This is a genomic window from Dyella dinghuensis (assembly GCF_003977615.1).
GTDB lineage: Bacteria > Pseudomonadota > Gammaproteobacteria > Xanthomonadales > Rhodanobacteraceae > Dyella_B > Dyella_B dinghuensis.
Genome location: NZ_RYZR01000007.1, coordinates 747479 through 764301, shown reverse-complemented (window position 1 = coordinate 764301; position 16823 = coordinate 747479). Strand labels below are relative to the sequence as shown.

Genomic DNA, 16823 nt, shown 5'->3' with positions numbered 1-16823 from the left:
CTTCGATGGAAACCGGATAGGCGCGCCAGCCGCTGTTGTCGCTGCGCAAGGCGGCGCGGCGCACAAGCTGGTCGAACCGGATGCTGATACGCGCGCGATCGGCCAGATCCTTGTGGGAATCCAGAAACGCGCGCAGCAAGGATTCAAGCATCGCCGCATCGACGGTCTTGCTGCTCAGATATTCATCGACCAGCAGATACAGACGCGACATGTGAATGCCGCGCTTGTCGGGCCGGGTGAGGTTGACAAAAGCACCGACCTGCGCGCTCGCGCGCTGCACATCGCCGTCGCCGGCGTCGAAGCGCACCGGCACTTCGATACCGTCCATGCCCACCCAGTCCAGCGCTCCGGCCAGATGCGGCTGCGCTTGGCCAGCAACATCGGGCATCAGACGAACAGTGTTTTCATGGCTGTGCATGGGTATTTCCTGTAACCGTCAGCGATAGAGCGCCGCGAGGTTCACGTATTTTGGGGCAGCTTGTGGCGTTGCAACAGGCCCGGACAGGAAACAGTGCGTTTTGGCGATCAGCCCGAAACCTGCATTTGCCAGTGGCGAGCCGCGTTCCAGGCGCGGAATGTGGCCATAAAGCCACCCTCCGGGGCGCCTTTCTGGAGCGCAGCCAGTGGGTCGCTCGCGCCAGCGGCCCTGCGGACCAACCGTTCACCCTGGCCACCTTCGAGCGCCCGGAAGACGCTCAGCGGACCCGCCAGACGCCCCGCTTCGTCCCACGAGGACTGAAGGTCGCCCAGTTGCGCCTTGACGGCCTGATCGCGTGCATCGCTGCGATCCCGCAACCCGGCACGGCTCAGGTTGAAGCGGGCCAGGCGCGACATGGGCAGTGGGAGGCGATCGCGTTCGGCATCGTCTTGGAGGCGGCGCAGCGCGTACAGCAAGTGGCTCAACGTAGCGATGCGCGCCGCGCGAGCAGGCGATGCCGCATCGCCATACCACCAGTTGGTTTCCACTTCGGCGAACGCGCCGTGCAGCGCGGAGGCAGCGTTAAGCTGCGCGGCGAAATCGACCGCAGTGCCCTCTTCCAGTTGTGCCATTGCTGCAAGCACGGGTGCGACCCAACGCTCCTTCGAGATGGCATGCGCACGCTCGTCATCGAACAGCACGCGGGTCAATGGATGTCGTCCGCCAGTCTCGTGCGCGCTGCTCAACTCTTCCGCCCACCAGTTGAGTTTGGTGAGTGCGACCTGGGGTTCGCGAATGCCATAAGCGGCAGAGAGCAACTCCTGTTCCCACGCGGCAAGCGCAACATGTCCAGGGTATTTGCTGGGATCGACAAACACCAACGCCACGCGCTGCTGCGGTTGCACGCTGAGCCATTTATCGATGTAGCTCTGCAACGCGCCGTGCTGGGAAACATCAACGGTCACGCGGCGACCTTGAGCTTGAGCAACTGAGCGATGTCGAGCGGATGGTCCAGCACGATATCCGCACCCCATGCATCCGGATCGCCGCCATCGAGATAACCCCATTTCACCGCGACAGTGAACAATCCCGCATCACGGCCTGCCTGGATGTCGCGACGGTCGTCACCGACAAAAAGACAGCGCGACGGTGTTAGTCCACCGCGTTCGCAAGCGAGCAGCACTGGTGCGGGATCGGGTTTGCGCACGGGCAGCGTGTCGCCCGAAACACTAGCGCAAACGCGAGCGCTCCAGCCGATCTGTTCCACCAGATCATCGGTGAGATAACCCGGCTTGTTGGTGACGATGCCCCATGCGATACCCGCACTTTCCAGCGCTTCGAGCAATGCATCGATGCCATCGAAGGGACGCGTATGGCGGTACATCATGGAATGATAAAGCTCCAGATAACGCGGCATACGTTCAATCAGCGCGTCGTCGCTTTCATCGAATGCGCAGCGAAGGATGGCGCGCGAACCGCGCGATACGACCTCGCGCATCGCCTCGTATTGCGCGTGCGGCGCACCAACCTCATCGCAATACGCATTGAGCGCAGCATAAAGATCCGGCGCGCTATCTATCAGCGTACCGTCCAGATCAAACAGGACACCCTGCGGTGACTCGGGAAGCGATTTCATGCGGGTTTGCGTGCGCTCAAAAGATAGTTGATGGCGGTGATGCGGCTTATCCATGCCTTGCGATTGACCGGGTTGTAACCGAGGCCGCTCACATCCTCCAGCTCTAATCCGGCCTGCCGCAACAAGCGCGCAAGTTCGGAAGGCTTGAGGAATTTCGCGTAATGGTGTGTACCGCGCGGCAACATGCGCGTGATGTATTCGGCACCGAGAATCGCCGCGCCGAATGACGCAGGCGTGCGATTGAGCGTGGACATGAAAAGACGCCCGCCGGGTTTGAGCATCGCGGCCAGATCCTGCACCAATGCCGCGGGATCGGGAACGTGCTCGATCATCTCCATGCAGCACACGGCATCGAAACTGGCTGGCTCAGCCGCCGCGAGTTCCGAAGAGGATTGCTTGCGGTAATCGACGACAAGGTTGGATTCGTGCAGATGCAATCGCGCAATCTCGATAACCTTGAGGCCAAGATCGATGCCGACGACATTTGCACCGGCGCGCGCCAGCGCTTCGCTCAACAAGCCGCCGCCGCAACCGATATCGGCGACTTTTTCGCCGCGCAGCGATACGCGCTCTGCAACATAGGCTAGGCGGGTGGGATTGAGATCGTGCAGTGGCCGCGATTCGCCATCCGGATCCCACCAGCGCGAGGCGAGCCGGTCGAAGCGGGCGATTTCGTCGTGACTGACGTTTTGCGTGGTTTCCATCATCCAACTCCTGCAGAACGCGCCAAGCTTAGTGGGCGTGCCATTCGTATAACGTGATATCCCAGCCACCGCTGGTGTGGGCCGGATCGCGGAAGGCGATCTCGCGCGCTTCGTCCATCGATGCGGCTTTCAGCAGGTATGCCCCGCCGGATTTGTCGCCGAACGGCCCGGACATTTCATTGCGGCCTTCAGCACGCAGATCTTCGAGAAACTGCTGATGCAACGGCACCACGGCAGGATCAACCTGCGGGCGACGGATGAGAAGAACGAGGTAGCGATGCATGGCGTGTCAAATGGCCGCGATGCGTTCACGCCAAGCGTGCGTGCGCGCGAGGATATCGGCGGTATCCATATCTACCAGTTCGCGCTCGGCGAGTTTGCGCTTGCCAGCAATCCATACATCGCTGACCTGATGCCGGCCCGTTGCATAGACGAGCTGGGAAATGATGTGGAAAAGCGGCTGCGTTTCCAGATCGCTCAAACGCACGGCGGCGAGGTCTGCCTGCTTACCGGCTTCGATGGAACCGATCTGCTCTTCCATACCCAGCGCTTTGGCCGCGTTGATGGTCGCCCCGCGCAACGTAAACGCAGCGTCGAAGGCGGCGGCATCTTCGGCAACGGCCTTGGCGAGTAACGCGGCGGTACGCATTTCGCCGAACATATCCAGATCGTTGTTGGACGCGCAGCCGTCTGTGCCGATGGCGAGGTTCACGCCAGCTTTGCGGATTTTCTCGGCCGGACAGAAGCCCGAGGCAAGTTTGAGATTCGACTCCGGACAATGCACCACGGAAACACCCGCTTCGGCGCAGGCGGCAATCTCAGCGTCGGTCAGCTGTGTCATATGCACGGCGATCAGACGGTCGTTGACAAGACCCAGCTTCTGCAGCCGCTGGAACGGACGCAGACCTGATTTCTTGCGCTCCTCTTCGACTTCATGCGCAGTCTCGTGCAGATGCAGATGCACCGGGATATCGAGCTGGTCGGCAAGCACACGAATGCGCTCGAACGACTCATCCGACACGGTGTACGGCGCATGCGGTGCGAAGGCTGTGCGGATCAGTGCATCGTTGCGGAAGGCATCGTGCGTTTCACCGGCGCGCTCGAAGTATTCGTCCTGCGTCTTGGCCCACGCCGAGGGGAATTCGATGATCGGCAGACCGACCATCGCGCGGAAGCCGAGCTTGCGATACGTCGCGCCAATCGTGTCGGGAAAGAAGTAGTTTTCGTTCGCGCAGGTGGTACCCCCCCGAATCATTTCTGCGACCGCAAGTTCGACGCCATCGCGTACAAATTCAGGGCCGATGACTTTGGCCTCTACCGGCCAGATGTGCTGCTGCAACCAGACCATCAACGGCAGGTCGTCGGCGAGGCCGCGCATCAATGTCATCGGATTGTGCGTATGCGTATTGATGAGGCCGGGGATCAACACATGCTCACCCAACTCGACGCGTTCGCGCGGCACGTATGTGTTGCGCGCTTCGCTGATGGGTAGCACCGCGACGATGCGATCGCCGTCGATAGCGACGGCGTGATGCTCAAGCACGACATTGTGCGGCTCGACCGGCACGACCCAGCGGGCCTCGATAAGTAGATCGACGGTCTGCAGAGCGGTCTGGCTCATCGTGAATGCCTTGCTGGGGATGGATACGAGATGGGGCGGTACATCTTACGATGTCCGCCCCATCCATTTTATTTCGTCACTCCAACATGCGCTGGAACGACGACATGGCCTAGGCGCGAACCACAAGCTCGCGCCAGTTCGTCACTTCACACGGCTGACATATTCGCCAGAACGCGTGTCGACCTTGATGATTTCTTCCTGATTGACGAACAGCGGTACGCGCACAACGGCACCGGTCTCGAGCTTGGCCGGCTTGCCGCCGCCACCCGAGGTGTCGCCACGCAGACCCGGATCGGTCTCGACAATCTTCAGTTCGACGAAGTTCGGCGCCTGCACGGAGATCGGACGGCCGTTCCACAGCGTGACCACGCACTCTTCTTCGCCCTTCAGCCACTTGGCCGTCTCGGCCATCGCGGCTGCGTCGGCCTGGTGCTGTTCGAACGATTCCTGGTGCATGAAGTGCCAGAACTCGCCGTCGCTGTAGAGGTACTGCATGTCGGTATCGACCACATCGGCGCCCTCGAAGGAGTCGCTCGACTTCAGGGTCTTTTCCGTGGTGCGGCCGTTGAGCAGGTTGCGGATCTTGATACGGGTGAAGGCCTGGCCCTTGCCCGGTTTGATGAACTCCGCCTCGGTGATGATGTAGGGATCGCCGTCGACGATGATCTTCAGACCGTTCTTGACGCCATTCAGATCGTAACTGGCCATGCACTTCGCTCCGGATTAAGGAAAACCGCTGCGATCAGCGGGTAAAATAGACTGCTTTAGAGGCCATACGGCCCGTATAGAGCCCACTATGATAACCGCAAGCCCAGGCGCCCGCATTACATCGCCCGCCCTGGCGGATTGGCGGCAGCTCTGGCGCGATGCCATTACCGATGGCCGCGAGCTGCTCGATCTGCTCCAGCTAAGCCACCTGGCCGACCGCCTGCCTGCGGCAGATGCCGGCTTTGCGCTGCGCGTGCCGCGCGGTTTCGCGGCGCGCATGCGCCGGGGCGATGCGCACGATCCGTTGCTGCTGCAGGTGTTGCCTCAGTTGGCCGAGCTGGATCGGGTGCCCGGCTTTGCCGAAGATGCCGTGGGCGATATGGCCGCTCGCGAAGCGCAGGGCGTGCTGCACAAATACCAGGGCCGCGCTCTGCTGATTGCCAGCGGCAGCTGCGCCATCAATTGCCGCTATTGCTTCCGCCGGCACTTTCCCTACGGCGACGAAATGGCTGCAGCGGGTCAGTGGCGTCATGCGCTGGAACATGTCCGGCAAGACACCTCCATCACCGAGCTGATTCTTTCTGGCGGCGATCCGCTGTCGTTAGCTACGAGCAAGCTTGAGGAACTCAGCCAGGGCCTTGCGGACCTTCCGCATGTCACGCGCTTGCGCATCCACACGCGCCTGCCCGTCGTGTTGCCGGAGCGCATCGACGGTCCGTTCGTCGAATGGCTGCGCTCCCTGCCCCATCAAAAGGTGGTGGTGATACACGCCAATCACGCGAATGAATTCGACGCGGATGTAGACGCTGCCTGCACTCGTCTGCGTGACGCGGGCGCAACACTCCTTAACCAATCGGTATTGTTACGCGGGATCAACGACGATGCCGACGCGTTGATCGCATTGTCAGAACGCCTGTTCGCCGCGGGCGTGCTGCCCTACTACCTGCATCAGCTCGATCGCGTGCAAGGCGCCGCACATTTTGAAGTGGACGATGCACGGGCGCAGTCATTGATGACGTCAATGCGCGGCCAGCTACCTGGTTATCTTGTGCCCAAACTGGTCCGTGAAGTAGGCGGCGATCCGTCCAAACGAGCGCTCTAAGTCCCTGTCTTCCCATGCGCTTGGTCACCAAAGGGTGAATTGGCGCTAGCGGCGTTATGCAGAATCCGTTAAAACGGGTATTAGTGCCGGCTTGTCCTCGGGTTTTCCATGGGCGGCCCTATCCAAGGAAGCACGTACCGCCCATGAAGACAGACTCCGTTATAAAGATCCTCTTCATTGAAAACTCGGTCGAGGACGCGGAACAGATCATTACCTTGTTGCGCAATTCGGGCGTAGCGGTTCGCCCCGCCCGAGCCACCACCGCCGACCAGATTCACGCGGCGCTCGAGGAACTCGGGCCGGACGTGGTGCTGTTCAACCCCAGCGTCAACGGGTTGCCGTTGCGCAGTGTCGTGCAGCAGATCGACGCGAGCGCGCGCGATATCGCCCTGTTGGCCTGCGTGGCCAAGATCGACGACCAGATTGTCGCGGAGATGTTTCAGGATGGTGCGCAAGGTGTCGGCTCACGCGCCCAACCCAAACAGCTGGTGACGGTGATCAAGCGCGAGTTCGAAGCGCTCAACATGCGCCGTCAGGTGCGCCGTCTGGAATCGGCCTTGCGCGAATCCGAACGCCGTTGCGATGCGCTGCTCGATTCGTCGAACGATCCGATTGCTTACGTGCACGAAGGCATGCACGTGCGCGCGAACCGCTCGTATCTGGATACGTTCGGTTATGCCGACTATGACGATCTGCTTGGCCTGCCTGTGCTCGACCTGATCGGCCCGTCGGATGCGGACAACTTCAAAAACCTCCTGCGCTCGCTGTCACGCGGTGAGAAGGCAGACTATCGGATGGAACTGCACGCGCGGCGTGCCGACGGCAGCACCTTCCCCGCCACGGCCGAATTCGCGCACGCGACATTCGAAGGCGAAACCTGCCTGCAGATCGTATTCCGCCGCCAGCAGGTCGATCCGGCGCTGGTGGAGCAATTGCAGCGCGATGCGGTGACGGGTCTGTTCAATCGCGCGCGCACGCTGGAATTCATCGAAAACGCGGTGAGCGCCGCCAGCGAGGGCCGTAAAGGACAGAGCCTGTTGCTGATCGAACCCGACAACTGGGCACAGATCGTCAACAGCGTCGGCCTGGGCAAGACCGACGAACTGCTCGCCGCGTTTGCGCATCGCGTAAGCATGCAGCTGGGCCAGGAAGATGTGGCCGGCCTGCTGGCTGAGCACACGATCGGTGTGATCCTGCATACGGAAAGCGACGAAGCGATTCGGGATTGGATCGCCGGGCTTCAGCAGGTGATTTCGCGCGAGATCTTCGATCTGGGCACGCAATCCATCACGCTGACGGTGAGCATCGGCGGCAGCCTGCTGGGTGAGAGGAACGCCAACACGGATATGCTGCTCAACCAGGCCAGCCAGGCGCTGCGTAGTTCGCAGGGCCAGGGCGGCAATCGCAGCGAACTGCACGATCCGGCTGCACGCGAAAAAGCCGATGGCGAACGCGAGCGGAATTGGCTGGGCCTATTGCGCCAGGCGCTCACCCAGAACGAGTTCGTGCTCTATCACCAGCAGACCATCAGCTTGCAGGACGCCGAGGGCGATTACTCGGAAATCCTGCTGCGCATGAACGGCCCGCAGGGCGAAGTCTCGCCCGGCTTCTTTATGCCGATCGCAGAAAAGTATGGTCTCAATGCCGAGATCGACCGTTGGGTGCTCAATCAGGCGATTAACGCACTGAAGGCACGCGATCGCGCGGGCGTGCCCACGACTTTCTTTGTGAAGCTCACCTCCGAATCGCTGCAGCAGCAAGGCACGTTACTGCCGTGGCTGGATAAGACGCTGAAGAACGCGAACCTGAAGCGCGGACGCCTTGTTCTGGAAATGACCGAGAGCAAGGTGGTGACCTTGCTTCGTCCGGCGCAGGAATTCATCACCGGGTGGAAGAACCTCGGCGGTCAGTTCGCGCTGGAACAGTTCGGCTCTGGTTTGAACTCGTTCCAGTTGCTCAACTACATCGACGCGGATTACCTGAAGATCGACCGTAGCTTCATGGCCGATCTGCCGCAGCATCCGGAAAATCAGAAGAAGATCACCGAGATCTGCCAGCAGGCGCACGAGATGAAGCGCATGGCCGTCGCCGAATGGGTCGAGGATGCGGCGAGTACGTCGCTGCTGTTCGCATGCGGCGTGGACTTCGTGCAGGGCAACTTCCTGCAGGAACCGCAACCGCTGTTGATCAACATCTGATCCGAACAATCGTGCCGCCCAGCGCGGCACGCATGAAAAAACCCGCGGATCGCTCCGCGGGTTTTTCGTATGCGAATGTCGCGTGCCGGATTAGTCGGCCGAGGACGCCGCAGCGATGTCTTCCTTGATGCGAGCGGCCTTGCCTTCCAGACCACGCAGGTAGTACAGCTTGGCGCCGCGCACTTTACCCTTGCGCTTGACGGTCACTGACTCGATGGTCGGGCTGTGCGCCTGGAACACGCGCTCAACGCCCGTGCCGTGCGAGATCTTGCGCACGGTGAAGGCCGAATGCAGACCGCGGCTGCGCTTGGCGATGACGACACCTTCGAACGCCTGAACGCGCTCGCGGTTACCTTCCTTCACCTTGACGTTGACGATCACGGTGTCGCCAGGGCCGAACTCCGGCAGCTGGCGGGTGATCTGCTCGGCTTCGAACTGTTCGATGATCTTGTTCATGGCAACACCTGTCTTTTCTCAATGATTGCGGTCGTCATTGACCGCATCGTTTTGTCGTGATGGCCGCTGAGCCTGCTCTTCTCGAGCGTATTCACGACGAAATTCATCCAGCAACGCTCGGGACTCAGCATCCAGCGCGCGTTGCGCCAATAAATCGGGACGCCGCAACCAGGTCCGTCCCAGTGATTGCTTCAGGCGCCAGCGGCGAATGGCCGCGTGATCGCCAGAGAGCAAAACCTCCGGCACATCGCCCAGTGCGTCATGCACCGGTCTTGCATAGTGCGGACAGTCGAGCAAACCGTTCGAAAACGAATCCTGCTCGGCCGATTGCGCGTCATTCAACGCACCGTCTTGCAAGCGGCCCACGGCATCGATGATCACCGCGGCGCCTAGCTCGCCGCCGGACAGCACATAGTCGCCGATGGATAACTCTTCGTCGACTTCGTGCGCCAGCAGACGCTCGTCCACACCTTCGTAACGTCCACACAGCAGAGCGATTCGCGGCAACTTGGCCAGCGCTTCCACTCTGCCCTGCGTCAGCCGCGCTCCTTGCGGACTGAGATAAATCACATGCACCGGTTCCGGTGCTGCCTCGCGCATCACCTTGAGGGCTGCTCGCAAAGGCTCGATCAGCATCACCATGCCGGGACCACCGCCGCAGGTGCGGCCATCCACGGTACGGTAGTTGTCGGTGGCGTAATCGCGCGGATTCCAGGCTTCCACCTGTAGCAACTCGCGTTGCTGCGCGCGTCCTACGACACCCACCGCGGCACACTGGCGCATGAAGTCGGGAAACAGCGTAACGACATCGATGCGCATCGGACCCTCACCAGACTCGGTTAAAACTCAGGGTCCCAGTCCACCACCATGCGTCCACCGGATAAATCCACCGAACGCACGTAAACACCCTGGACGAAAGGAATCAGCCGCTCGCGCTCGCCATCCTTCACGACCACCACATCGTTCGCGCCGGTTGCGAACAGGTGAGTCACCCGTCCCAACATCACGCCTTCCGTGGTGACGACCTCAAGACCTTCGAGATCGACCCAGTAGTACTCATCTTTGCCGGGTGGTGGCAGTAGCTCGCGGGCGACGTAGATGTCATACCCCACCAGCGCTGCGGCCTCTTCCCGGTCATCGACCTCGGGCAGCTTGGCGATAAGGCCCTTGCCCTGCGGTCGACCTGTAATGCCTTTGATCTCCGTTGCCTGGTCCGGCGCCGATGAAAGCAGCCAGGGCTGGTACTTGAAGATCTGCGTGCGGGGCTCGGTCCAGGATTCGATCTTGAGCCAACCCTGCACGCCGTACAGTCCGACGATACGTCCGACAAGGACGCGTCGACCGGCTGCAGTCATGCTTAGGCAGCAGCCTGCTTGCCGGCTTCTTTCAGAAGCGAGGCAACTTTGTCGCTCAGCTGAGCGCCCTTGCCAACCCATTCCTGAACACGTGCGACGTTCAGCTCAAGGCGCTTGTCCTTGCCTGCCGCCGTCGGGTTGTAGAAACCCACGCGTTCGATGCTGCGGCCGTCACGCGCACTGCGCTGATCGGTCACGACAACGTGGTAGAACGGACGGCCCTTGGCGCCGCCGCGCGAAAGACGAATCTTAACCATAGTAAAAGCTCCAGAGTTGCCGGCATGCTCGGCAAGCGCGTCCTAGAACGGACGCGGTAAACGCGACATTTTAATGAAATTCGAGGAAAAAGGAAGGGGTTAGGCTTAACCAGAGACCGTAACAGCCACTTGCCTTAGGGCCGTCATTCCGGCGCAGGCCGGAATCCAGTGGCGATAACGTGTGGAATCGTTCACTCGGGTCCAGCCTGAAGACACTGGATCCCGGCCTGCGCCGGGATGACGAGCAATTAGCGCATCGGAGGAAAACCGCCTCCCATGCCGCCCATACCCTTCATGGCGCCCCGCATCTGCCGCAGCAGACCCTTGGAGCCGCCCTTGGAGAGCTTGGACATCATTTTTTCCATCTGCATGTACTGCTTCAGCAGGCGGTTCACATCCGCCGGCTGGGTGCCCGAACCGCGCGCCACGCGGGCGCGGCGCGAGCCGTTCAGCAAATCAGGATGGCGCCGCTCTTTCTTGGTCATCGAGCTGATGATCGCGACCATGCGCTTGATTTCGCCGTCGTTGACCTTGTTTTTGACTTCGTCCGGCAGCCCGGAAACGCCGGGCAGCTTGTCGATCAGGCCTGCCAGGCCACCCATGTTGGACATCTGCTCGAGCTGATCGCGCATATCGTTCAGATCGAAGCGCTTGCCCTTCATCACCTTGGTGGCGAGCTTCTGCGCTTTTTCCTGATCGACCTTGCGCTCCACTTCCTCGACCAGCGACAGCACGTCGCCCATGCCGAGGATGCGTTGCGCGATACGGTCCGGATGGAACGGTTCCAGTGCATCGGTCTTTTCGCCCGCGCCCAGGAATTTGATCGGGCGGCCGGTGACATAACGCACCGACAACGCCGCACCGCCGCGCGCATCGCCGTCGGTCTTGGTCAGCACGACGCCGGTAAGCGGCAATGCTTCGCTGAATGCTTTCGCCGTGTTGGCGGCATCCTGACCGGTCATCGAGTCGACGACGAACAGCGTTTCGATCGGCGTTATCGCGGCGTGCAGCGCCTTGATCTCCGTCATCATCGCTTCGTCGACGTGCAGACGGCCCGCAGTATCCACCAGCAGTACGTCGATCACTTCCTTGCGCGCAGCGACAATCGCGGCCTTGGCGATATCCACCGGATTCTGGCCGGCGTCGGACGGAAAGAACTTCACGCCGACCTGTTCGGCCAGCGTGCGCAGCTGCTCGATAGCAGCCGGACGATAAACGTCGCAGCTCACCACCATCACACGTTTCTTTTTGCGCTCGGTGAGGAAGCGCGCGAGCTTGGCGACGGTGGTGGTTTTACCGGCACCCTGCAGACCGGCCATCAACACGACGGCCGGCGGCTGCTGCGCCAGATTGAGCTCGGTGTTTGCCGTGCCCATCAATGCGGTCAATTCATCGCTGACCACTTTCACCAGCGCCTGGCCCGGCGACAGGCTCTTCAGCACCTCCTGACCGACCGCGCGCACTTTCACGCGCTCGATCAGCGCCTGCACGACGGGCAGCGCGACGTCTGCCTCAAGCAGCGCGATGCGCACCTCGCGTAGGCTTTCGCGAATGTTTTCCTCGGTCAGTCGACCGCGGCCGCGCAAGCGGTTGACGGTGGTGGAGAGGCGTTGGCTGAGCGACTCGAACATGGGCGTCTACGTCGTATAAAGGTCAAACGGATTGACAAATATAGCAGAGACGCCCATCCGACTCAGGAATGCGCAGGCTGAGCCTTGATCCAGTCGGCGATGTCCTGAATCACCCTGGGGTCCATATGGGCAGGCTGGAAGTAATCCTTTGGCAACGGCGGATTGCCAGCGGGCATGAATAAATGGCTCAGCCCGGGGTATTCGACCAACTTCACACGCGGATCGTGCGCGAAAGCCGCCTGCCAGCCGGTGAATTCTTCCTGCGGGAATACCTGAAAATCCGCGGCACCTTGCACGATCAGCATGGGCTCACTCACATGCTTGGCGGTTGCAACAGGGTCGTAATCGCGCGCACTGAGCCAGTAGCTGGCGGGGACGTTGAGAAAATTTCCCGCGGGCGGATGCGCGGAATCGGCGTGCGCCAGCGCATCGCGCGCCTGGATCAACGGCGCGAGTTGCGCATTCACCTGATCGGCCGAGGCACCCTGCATCTGCGCCAGGCGATGCGTCTGCCGAATCAAAAGATCGATATCGAAACGCGTCGGCGCAGCCATCATGATCACGCCCGCCAATTGCGGGTCACGCTGTCCGATGCGCGGCGCCATAAACGCGCCAAGACTATGGCCCAAGACGAAGACACGTTTGGGATCCGCAGCCGGTTGCGCAGCTAGCTGCTTCAAGGCCGTCAAAGCATCGTCGGTCACTTCATCATCCAGCGTGAAGTTGCTGACGACTGCCTGCGGCGCGTAGATATGCGTGCGTTTTTCGACACGCAACGACGCAATGCCCGCGGCCGCCAAACCGTCGGCGAGATCGCGGAACGGCTTGTTCGGCCCCAGCGTTTCGTCGCGATCGTGATTGCCTGAGCCACCTACCAGCAACACTGCAGGGAACGGACCTTTTCCTTTCGGCAGCACAAGCGTCCCCGGCAACGGCCCGTACGGCGATGGAACATTCAGCGCGCTCGCGATACCTGTCGCCGAAGTTAGCGTTGCCGCTTGCGACGAAGTGCTCGGCAGCATGCTTGCTGGCACGATGCGGAATGTCGTGATGCGATCTTGCGCATCGCAATCCACAAGTGCGGCCATGGGCATGCGGGAAAAATCCATGTCGGCCTCGAGCAGACTGTGTCCATCCAGCGCGCGCGACTGCAAAGCGCCAAGCTGACGGAAATCCCCGGCTACGCCCTGGATGTGAATCCATCCATCTTTCAATTTGTCCGGCGTTACGTTCGCTGCAATGTTCGGCGCGAAATTTTTTACGGTTTGATCGTATTCACCGTGTGTGAAAGCCATCAGCGCGGCCTGAGCGTTCGCTCGACACGCCGCAGTCGGCTCAGCGTTGCCCGCGAATGACACCGCAGAGAAGAAAAGACCCATACATGCCGCATGTATCCGTGACTTCATAACCATCTCCCGGGTTACTCACGATTTGCCTTGCACACGCTGATAAATGAAATACGAATACACCGCAGGAATAAGGGCCGCTGCCAGCACCGCATAGATCGCCATCATCAGCGGCGCGCCTGCGAGCGCAGCGATGACGGTTACCAGTCCGGCAAGCATGAACAACCAGCCAGCCATGCGATGTGTGCGCTCCCATACCTCATCGCTGGCGAGCGTCCATGGCGTGCGAATGCCTGCAAAGAAGTTCTTTTGGAGCTTGCCCATGTAATTGCCGATCACCATGCAGAGCAGTCCCAGCCCGACCATGGTGGAGAGCGGCTGCTGCATGGGGTGTCCTGCACCATTCAGCAACACTCCAAATGCGCTAAACAACACGAAGGCCTGCACAGCCAGCATCACGATCGTGAACACCGCTGCAAACGGTTTGATGCTGTAACCCTGCGGAGAAATGGCAGGCAAGAGGATGGTCAGCAATGCAAGCCCTGCGATGATCACCATCGGCACAGCGACCGCCTTAAGCGGTGTCATATAGCCGTTGATCTGACCTTGCGCATTCCAATGCGTGGGAATCACCGCTGGCATGTGTGGAAGTAGCCACAGGTAAGCCGCCAGCAACATCAATACGAATAACGCCGACAACAAGAGACTGCGTACCGGATTCATCGCTTGCTTCCTTTTCCGCCACTGGACGGAATCAGGTCGAGCACCATGCGGGTGAGGTCTTCCATCACGGTGCTGTTGAGGGAATAGACGATGTATTGACCGCGGCGCTCGGTGCGCACCAGATCCGCCTGCTTGAGAACGGCGAAGTGGTGGGAGAGCGAGGCGCCGGTGATGTCGAACGCTGCGCCGATCTCGCCCGCGCTCATGGCCCCGCCATGCAGGCGCTTGAGAATCGCACGGCGGGTGGGGTCGGCCAGGGCTTTGAAGACGGCCTGCTGTTTCACGGTTTAGCGACGGCTCCAATTCATCTATAGATATTTAGACAAATGTCTAAATAAAGTGCAAGTGCCGGTCAAAACGCCGCGTTCACCCTGCCCCGGCCATATGCCACACTAACCGTCGATGCTAGCCGCCCTCTCTATCTTCGCGATTGTTTGCTACCTGCTTGCCGGCGGCCTGTTGTCGCGCCCGCTGTTTACCGGAAAGGCCACCGCGCCGGCTTCCGGCGCACAGCCAGCGCTTGCGATTGCCACCATCGCCGTACTGGCGCACGCTGCCCAGCTGCTCGCCGTGCATCGCGGCGCATTGGATCTGCACTTTTTTGCGGCGCTATCGCTCGTAGCGTGCGTGGTGTCGGCGCTTACGCTGCTGGTGAACCTCACGCGTCCGGTCGCCGCACTCGGCGTGATTGTTTTTCCGCTTAGCGCGCTGTTGCTGCTGGCCGATAGTTTTCTCGCGCCCCGCACCGTACCCATGCCGATGGATTGGCACATCAAGCTGCATGTCACCGTTGCGCTGCTTGCCTTCAGTGTTCTATCGATCGCCGCAGCCATGGCTATTTTGCTGGCGATCCAGGAACGCGCACTGCGGCATCGTCAGCTCGGCTCATGGCTGAGCGCGCTACCGCCGCTCACGCTGACCGAATCGCTGCTGTTCCGTTTGATTGGCGCCGGCTTCGTTCTACTTACGTTGACGCTGCTGACCGGCATCCTGTTTGTCGACAACCTGTTCGGGCAAAACCTCGTCAACAAGACGGTGCTGTCGATTATCGCTTGGCTGGTATTCGGCGCCCTGCTCTACGGACGCTGGCGCCATGGCTGGCGCGGCCGCAGCGCGGTGAATCTCACGCTGATCGGCATGGGTATGCTGGTGCTGGCGTTCTTCGGTTCGAAGTTCGTGCTGGAGCTGATCCTGCATCGTCCCGTGAACTGAATCGGCGCGTTGTTAGCGACAGGCGTCGATAGCCTGCGACAACCGCTCGACACCGATGACTTCCATCTCACCGACACGCCCCTGCTTCGGCGCGTTGGCCTTTGGCACGATGGCGCGACGAAAGCCATGATGCGCGGCTTCCTTCAGGCGCTCGTCGCCATTGGGAACCGGGCGGATTTCACCGGACAAACCCACTTCGCCGAACGTGATGGTTTTCTCGGGAAGCGGCCGATCGCGTAACGACGAAAGCACCGCCAGCAGCACCGGCAGATCGGCGGCGGTTTCCTGCACGCGAATGCCGCCGACGACATTGACGAAGACGTCCTGATCGTACGCAGCAACGCCGCCATGCCGATGCAACACCGCCAGCAACATGGCCAGGCGATTCTGCTCAAGACCGAGCGCCACGCGGCGCGGATTACCTAGCGACGACTGATCCACCAAAGCCTGCACTTCGACCAGCAACGGGCGCGTACCTTCGCGCGTCACCATGACCGCGCTGCCTGATGTTGGACCGCTATGCGCCGACAGGAAAATGGCCGAAGGATTCGGAACCTCGCGCAGCCCTTTTTCCGACATCGCGAAAACGCCAAGCTCGTTCACCGCACCGAAGCGATTCTTGAAAGCACGCAGCACGCGAAAGCGGCTGCCGGATTCGCCCTCGAAATACAGCACCGCATCGACCATGTGTTCCAATACGCGCGGGCCGGCGATACCACCTTCCTTGGTGACGTGGCCGACAAGAAAGACCGAGGTACCGCTTTCCTTGGCAAAACGTGTCAGCTTCGCCGCGGATTCGCGTACCTGACTCACCGAGCCGGGCGCTGCGGTGAGCAGTTCCGTCCAGATCGTTTGTATCGAGTCGATCACCAGGACACGCGGGCGCGTGGAAGCGACTTGCTCGAGGATGCGTTCGATGCCCGTTTCCGCCAGTGCATGCAAGGGCTGCAACGGCAAATCGAGCCGCTGCGCGCGCGACGCGACCTGCGCCAGCGATTCTTCGCCGGTCACGTAAACGCTGGGAAGTTTTTCACCCAGCTTGCCCAGCATCTGAAGCAGCAACGTCGATTTGCCGATACCGGGATCGCCGCCGATCAGCACCACCGAGCCCTCGACCAAACCGCCACCCAGTACGCGATCCAACTCACCGATACCGGTAAGCGTGCGCGATTCGGCGGTGATCAGCACATCCGTCAGCGGTGTCACTTTCGGTACGGTATTCGCCGCGCCGGCATAACCGCCCTGTCGCGCAGCGCCTACGGATTTCTGCGCGGGCTGCACGACAAATTCCGACAGCGTGTTCCACGCGCTGCATTCCACGCATTGGCCTTGCCACTTGTTGTGTTCGGCACCGCAGTCGGTGCAGACGTAGGCGGTCTTGGCTTTGGCCATGGCGTTATGCGCTGATGATCGATGGAGGGAGGTTAGCGTTTGCCGGTCGCACACCGCGAGACAC

19 protein-coding genes are annotated in these 16823 nt (G+C 60.9%); 3 read left to right on the top strand and 16 right to left on the bottom strand.

Annotation, left to right across the window (positions count from 1 at the left end):
- From EKH79_RS17115 to efp, 7 genes are all read right to left on the bottom strand, one after another.
- Positions 1-418 (bottom strand): GTP cyclohydrolase, FolE2/MptA family (locus tag EKH79_RS17115; RefSeq protein WP_199754361.1); only part of this gene is annotated, 418 nt, incomplete at its 3' end.
- A 107-nt stretch (positions 419-525) separates the two neighbouring features.
- On the bottom strand, positions 526-1383 hold the full coding sequence (locus tag EKH79_RS17110) for a squalene/phytoene synthase family protein (protein ID WP_126675020.1): 858 nt from the start codon (positions 1381-1383) through the stop codon (positions 526-528).
- Positions 1380-2054, bottom strand: a complete 675-nt coding sequence (locus EKH79_RS17105) for an HAD family hydrolase (RefSeq protein ID WP_126675019.1) — start codon at positions 2052-2054, stop codon at positions 1380-1382. The genes EKH79_RS17110 and EKH79_RS17105 overlap by 4 nt, the downstream gene beginning before the upstream one ends.
- A complete protein-coding gene (gene ubiG / locus EKH79_RS17100) occupies positions 2051-2761 on the bottom strand; it encodes a bifunctional 2-polyprenyl-6-hydroxyphenol methylase/3-demethylubiquinol 3-O-methyltransferase UbiG (RefSeq protein WP_425478520.1) in 711 nt (236 codons plus the stop codon). Before ubiG ends, EKH79_RS17105 begins: the two co-directional genes overlap by 4 nt.
- Positions 2762-2786: 25 nt before the next feature.
- Positions 2787-3041, bottom strand: a complete 255-nt coding sequence (locus EKH79_RS17095; RefSeq protein WP_126675017.1) for a YciI family protein — start codon at positions 3039-3041, stop codon at positions 2787-2789.
- Between the two features lie 6 nt (positions 3042-3047).
- Positions 3048-4379 (bottom strand): TRZ/ATZ family hydrolase, encoded by a 1332-nt coding sequence (locus tag EKH79_RS17090; protein ID WP_126675016.1) that lies wholly within the window; start codon positions 4377-4379, stop codon positions 3048-3050.
- Positions 4380-4520: 141 nt separating this feature from the next.
- Positions 4521-5087, bottom strand: a complete 567-nt coding sequence (efp, locus tag EKH79_RS17085) for an elongation factor P (RefSeq protein WP_126675015.1) — start codon at positions 5085-5087, stop codon at positions 4521-4523.
- 88 nt (positions 5088-5175) lie between these two features.
- Here efp and epmB point away from each other — a divergent pair, with 88 nt between their 5' ends.
- Both epmB and EKH79_RS17075 read left to right on the top strand, forming a co-directional pair.
- Positions 5176-6189: an EF-P beta-lysylation protein EpmB gene (gene epmB / locus EKH79_RS17080; protein ID WP_126675014.1), complete on the top strand. Its 1014-nt coding sequence runs from the start codon at positions 5176-5178 to the stop codon at positions 6187-6189.
- A 143-nt stretch (positions 6190-6332) separates the two neighbouring features.
- Positions 6333-8387 carry a GGDEF/EAL domain-containing response regulator gene (locus EKH79_RS17075; RefSeq protein ID WP_126675013.1) on the top strand — a complete coding sequence of 685 codons (2055 nt, stop codon included), beginning with the start codon at positions 6333-6335 and terminating at the stop codon, positions 8385-8387.
- Positions 8388-8477: 90 nt separating this feature from the next.
- Here the strand turns inward: EKH79_RS17075 and rplS are convergent, their stop codons facing one another.
- From rplS to EKH79_RS17035, 8 genes are all read right to left on the bottom strand, one after another.
- A complete protein-coding gene (rplS, locus tag EKH79_RS17070; RefSeq protein WP_126675012.1) occupies positions 8478-8843 on the bottom strand; it encodes a 50S ribosomal protein L19 in 366 nt (121 codons plus the stop codon).
- Positions 8844-8861: 18 nt separating this feature from the next.
- The gene (gene trmD, locus EKH79_RS17065) at positions 8862-9662 is read right to left on the bottom strand and encodes a tRNA (guanosine(37)-N1)-methyltransferase TrmD (RefSeq protein ID WP_126675011.1); all 801 of its coding nucleotides are present in this window, start codon (positions 9660-9662) and stop codon (positions 8862-8864) included.
- 20 nt (positions 9663-9682) lie between these two features.
- Positions 9683-10198, bottom strand: coding sequence for a ribosome maturation factor RimM (gene rimM, locus EKH79_RS17060; RefSeq protein WP_126675010.1), 516 nt, complete (start codon positions 10196-10198; stop codon positions 9683-9685).
- Between the two features lie 2 nt (positions 10199-10200).
- Positions 10201-10455, bottom strand: coding sequence for a 30S ribosomal protein S16 (gene rpsP, locus EKH79_RS17055; protein ID WP_126675009.1), 255 nt, complete (start codon positions 10453-10455; stop codon positions 10201-10203).
- A 248-nt stretch (positions 10456-10703) separates the two neighbouring features.
- The gene (gene ffh / locus EKH79_RS17050) at positions 10704-12086 is read right to left on the bottom strand and encodes a signal recognition particle protein (protein WP_126675008.1); all 1383 of its coding nucleotides are present in this window, start codon (positions 12084-12086) and stop codon (positions 10704-10706) included.
- A gap of 62 nt (positions 12087-12148) precedes the next feature.
- Entirely contained in the window at positions 12149-13492 is a 1344-nt protein-coding gene (locus tag EKH79_RS17045) for an alpha/beta hydrolase family protein (RefSeq protein WP_158621278.1), read from the bottom strand.
- An 18-nt stretch (positions 13493-13510) separates the two neighbouring features.
- The gene (locus EKH79_RS17040; RefSeq protein ID WP_126675006.1) at positions 13511-14155 is read right to left on the bottom strand and encodes an SdpI family protein; all 645 of its coding nucleotides are present in this window, start codon (positions 14153-14155) and stop codon (positions 13511-13513) included.
- On the bottom strand, positions 14152-14439 hold the full coding sequence (locus EKH79_RS17035; RefSeq protein WP_126675005.1) for an autorepressor SdpR family transcription factor: 288 nt from the start codon (positions 14437-14439) through the stop codon (positions 14152-14154). Before EKH79_RS17035 ends, EKH79_RS17040 begins: the two co-directional genes overlap by 4 nt.
- 118 nt (positions 14440-14557) lie before the next feature.
- Here EKH79_RS17035 and EKH79_RS17030 point away from each other — a divergent pair, with 118 nt between their 5' ends.
- On the top strand, positions 14558-15367 hold the full coding sequence (locus EKH79_RS17030; protein WP_126675004.1) for a cytochrome C assembly family protein: 810 nt from the start codon (positions 14558-14560) through the stop codon (positions 15365-15367).
- Positions 15368-15379: 12 nt separating this feature from the next.
- On the opposite strand, the gene radA is transcribed toward EKH79_RS17030, so the two are convergent.
- Positions 15380-16759, bottom strand: coding sequence for a DNA repair protein RadA (gene radA, locus EKH79_RS17025; RefSeq protein ID WP_126675003.1), 1380 nt, complete (start codon positions 16757-16759; stop codon positions 15380-15382).
- Positions 16760-16823 lie beyond the last annotated feature (64 nt).

Coding starts and splice junctions, on each gene's coding strand:
- EKH79_RS17105 (WP_126675019.1), bottom strand. CDS start 2,054: ATGAAATCGCTTCCCGAGTCACCGCAGGGTGTCCTGTTTGATCTGGAC.
- ubiG (WP_425478520.1), bottom strand. CDS start 2,761: ATGATGGAAACCACGCAAAACGTCAGTCACGACGAAATCGCCCGCTTC.
- EKH79_RS17095 (WP_126675017.1), bottom strand. CDS start 3,041: ATGCATCGCTACCTCGTTCTTCTCATCCGTCGCCCGCAGGTTGATCCT.
- EKH79_RS17090 (WP_126675016.1), bottom strand. CDS start 4,379: ATGAGCCAGACCGCTCTGCAGACCGTCGATCTACTTATCGAGGCCCGC.
- efp (WP_126675015.1), bottom strand. CDS start 5,087: ATGGCCAGTTACGATCTGAATGGCGTCAAGAACGGTCTGAAGATCATC.
- epmB (WP_126675014.1), top strand. CDS start 5,176: ATGATAACCGCAAGCCCAGGCGCCCGCATTACATCGCCCGCCCTGGCG.
- EKH79_RS17075 (WP_126675013.1), top strand. CDS start 6,333: ATGAAGACAGACTCCGTTATAAAGATCCTCTTCATTGAAAACTCGGTC.
- rplS (WP_126675012.1), bottom strand. CDS start 8,843: ATGAACAAGATCATCGAACAGTTCGAAGCCGAGCAGATCACCCGCCAG.
- trmD (WP_126675011.1), bottom strand. CDS start 9,662: ATGCGCATCGATGTCGTTACGCTGTTTCCCGACTTCATGCGCCAGTGT.
- rimM (WP_126675010.1), bottom strand. CDS start 10,198: ATGACTGCAGCCGGTCGACGCGTCCTTGTCGGACGTATCGTCGGACTG.
- rpsP (WP_126675009.1), bottom strand. CDS start 10,455: ATGGTTAAGATTCGTCTTTCGCGCGGCGGCGCCAAGGGCCGTCCGTTC.
- ffh (WP_126675008.1), bottom strand. CDS start 12,086: ATGTTCGAGTCGCTCAGCCAACGCCTCTCCACCACCGTCAACCGCTTG.
- EKH79_RS17045 (WP_158621278.1), bottom strand. CDS start 13,492: ATGAAGTCACGGATACATGCGGCATGTATGGGTCTTTTCTTCTCTGCG.
- EKH79_RS17040 (WP_126675006.1), bottom strand. CDS start 14,155: ATGAATCCGGTACGCAGTCTCTTGTTGTCGGCGTTATTCGTATTGATG.
- EKH79_RS17030 (WP_126675004.1), top strand. CDS start 14,558: ATGCTAGCCGCCCTCTCTATCTTCGCGATTGTTTGCTACCTGCTTGCC.
- radA (WP_126675003.1), bottom strand. CDS start 16,759: ATGGCCAAAGCCAAGACCGCCTACGTCTGCACCGACTGCGGTGCCGAA.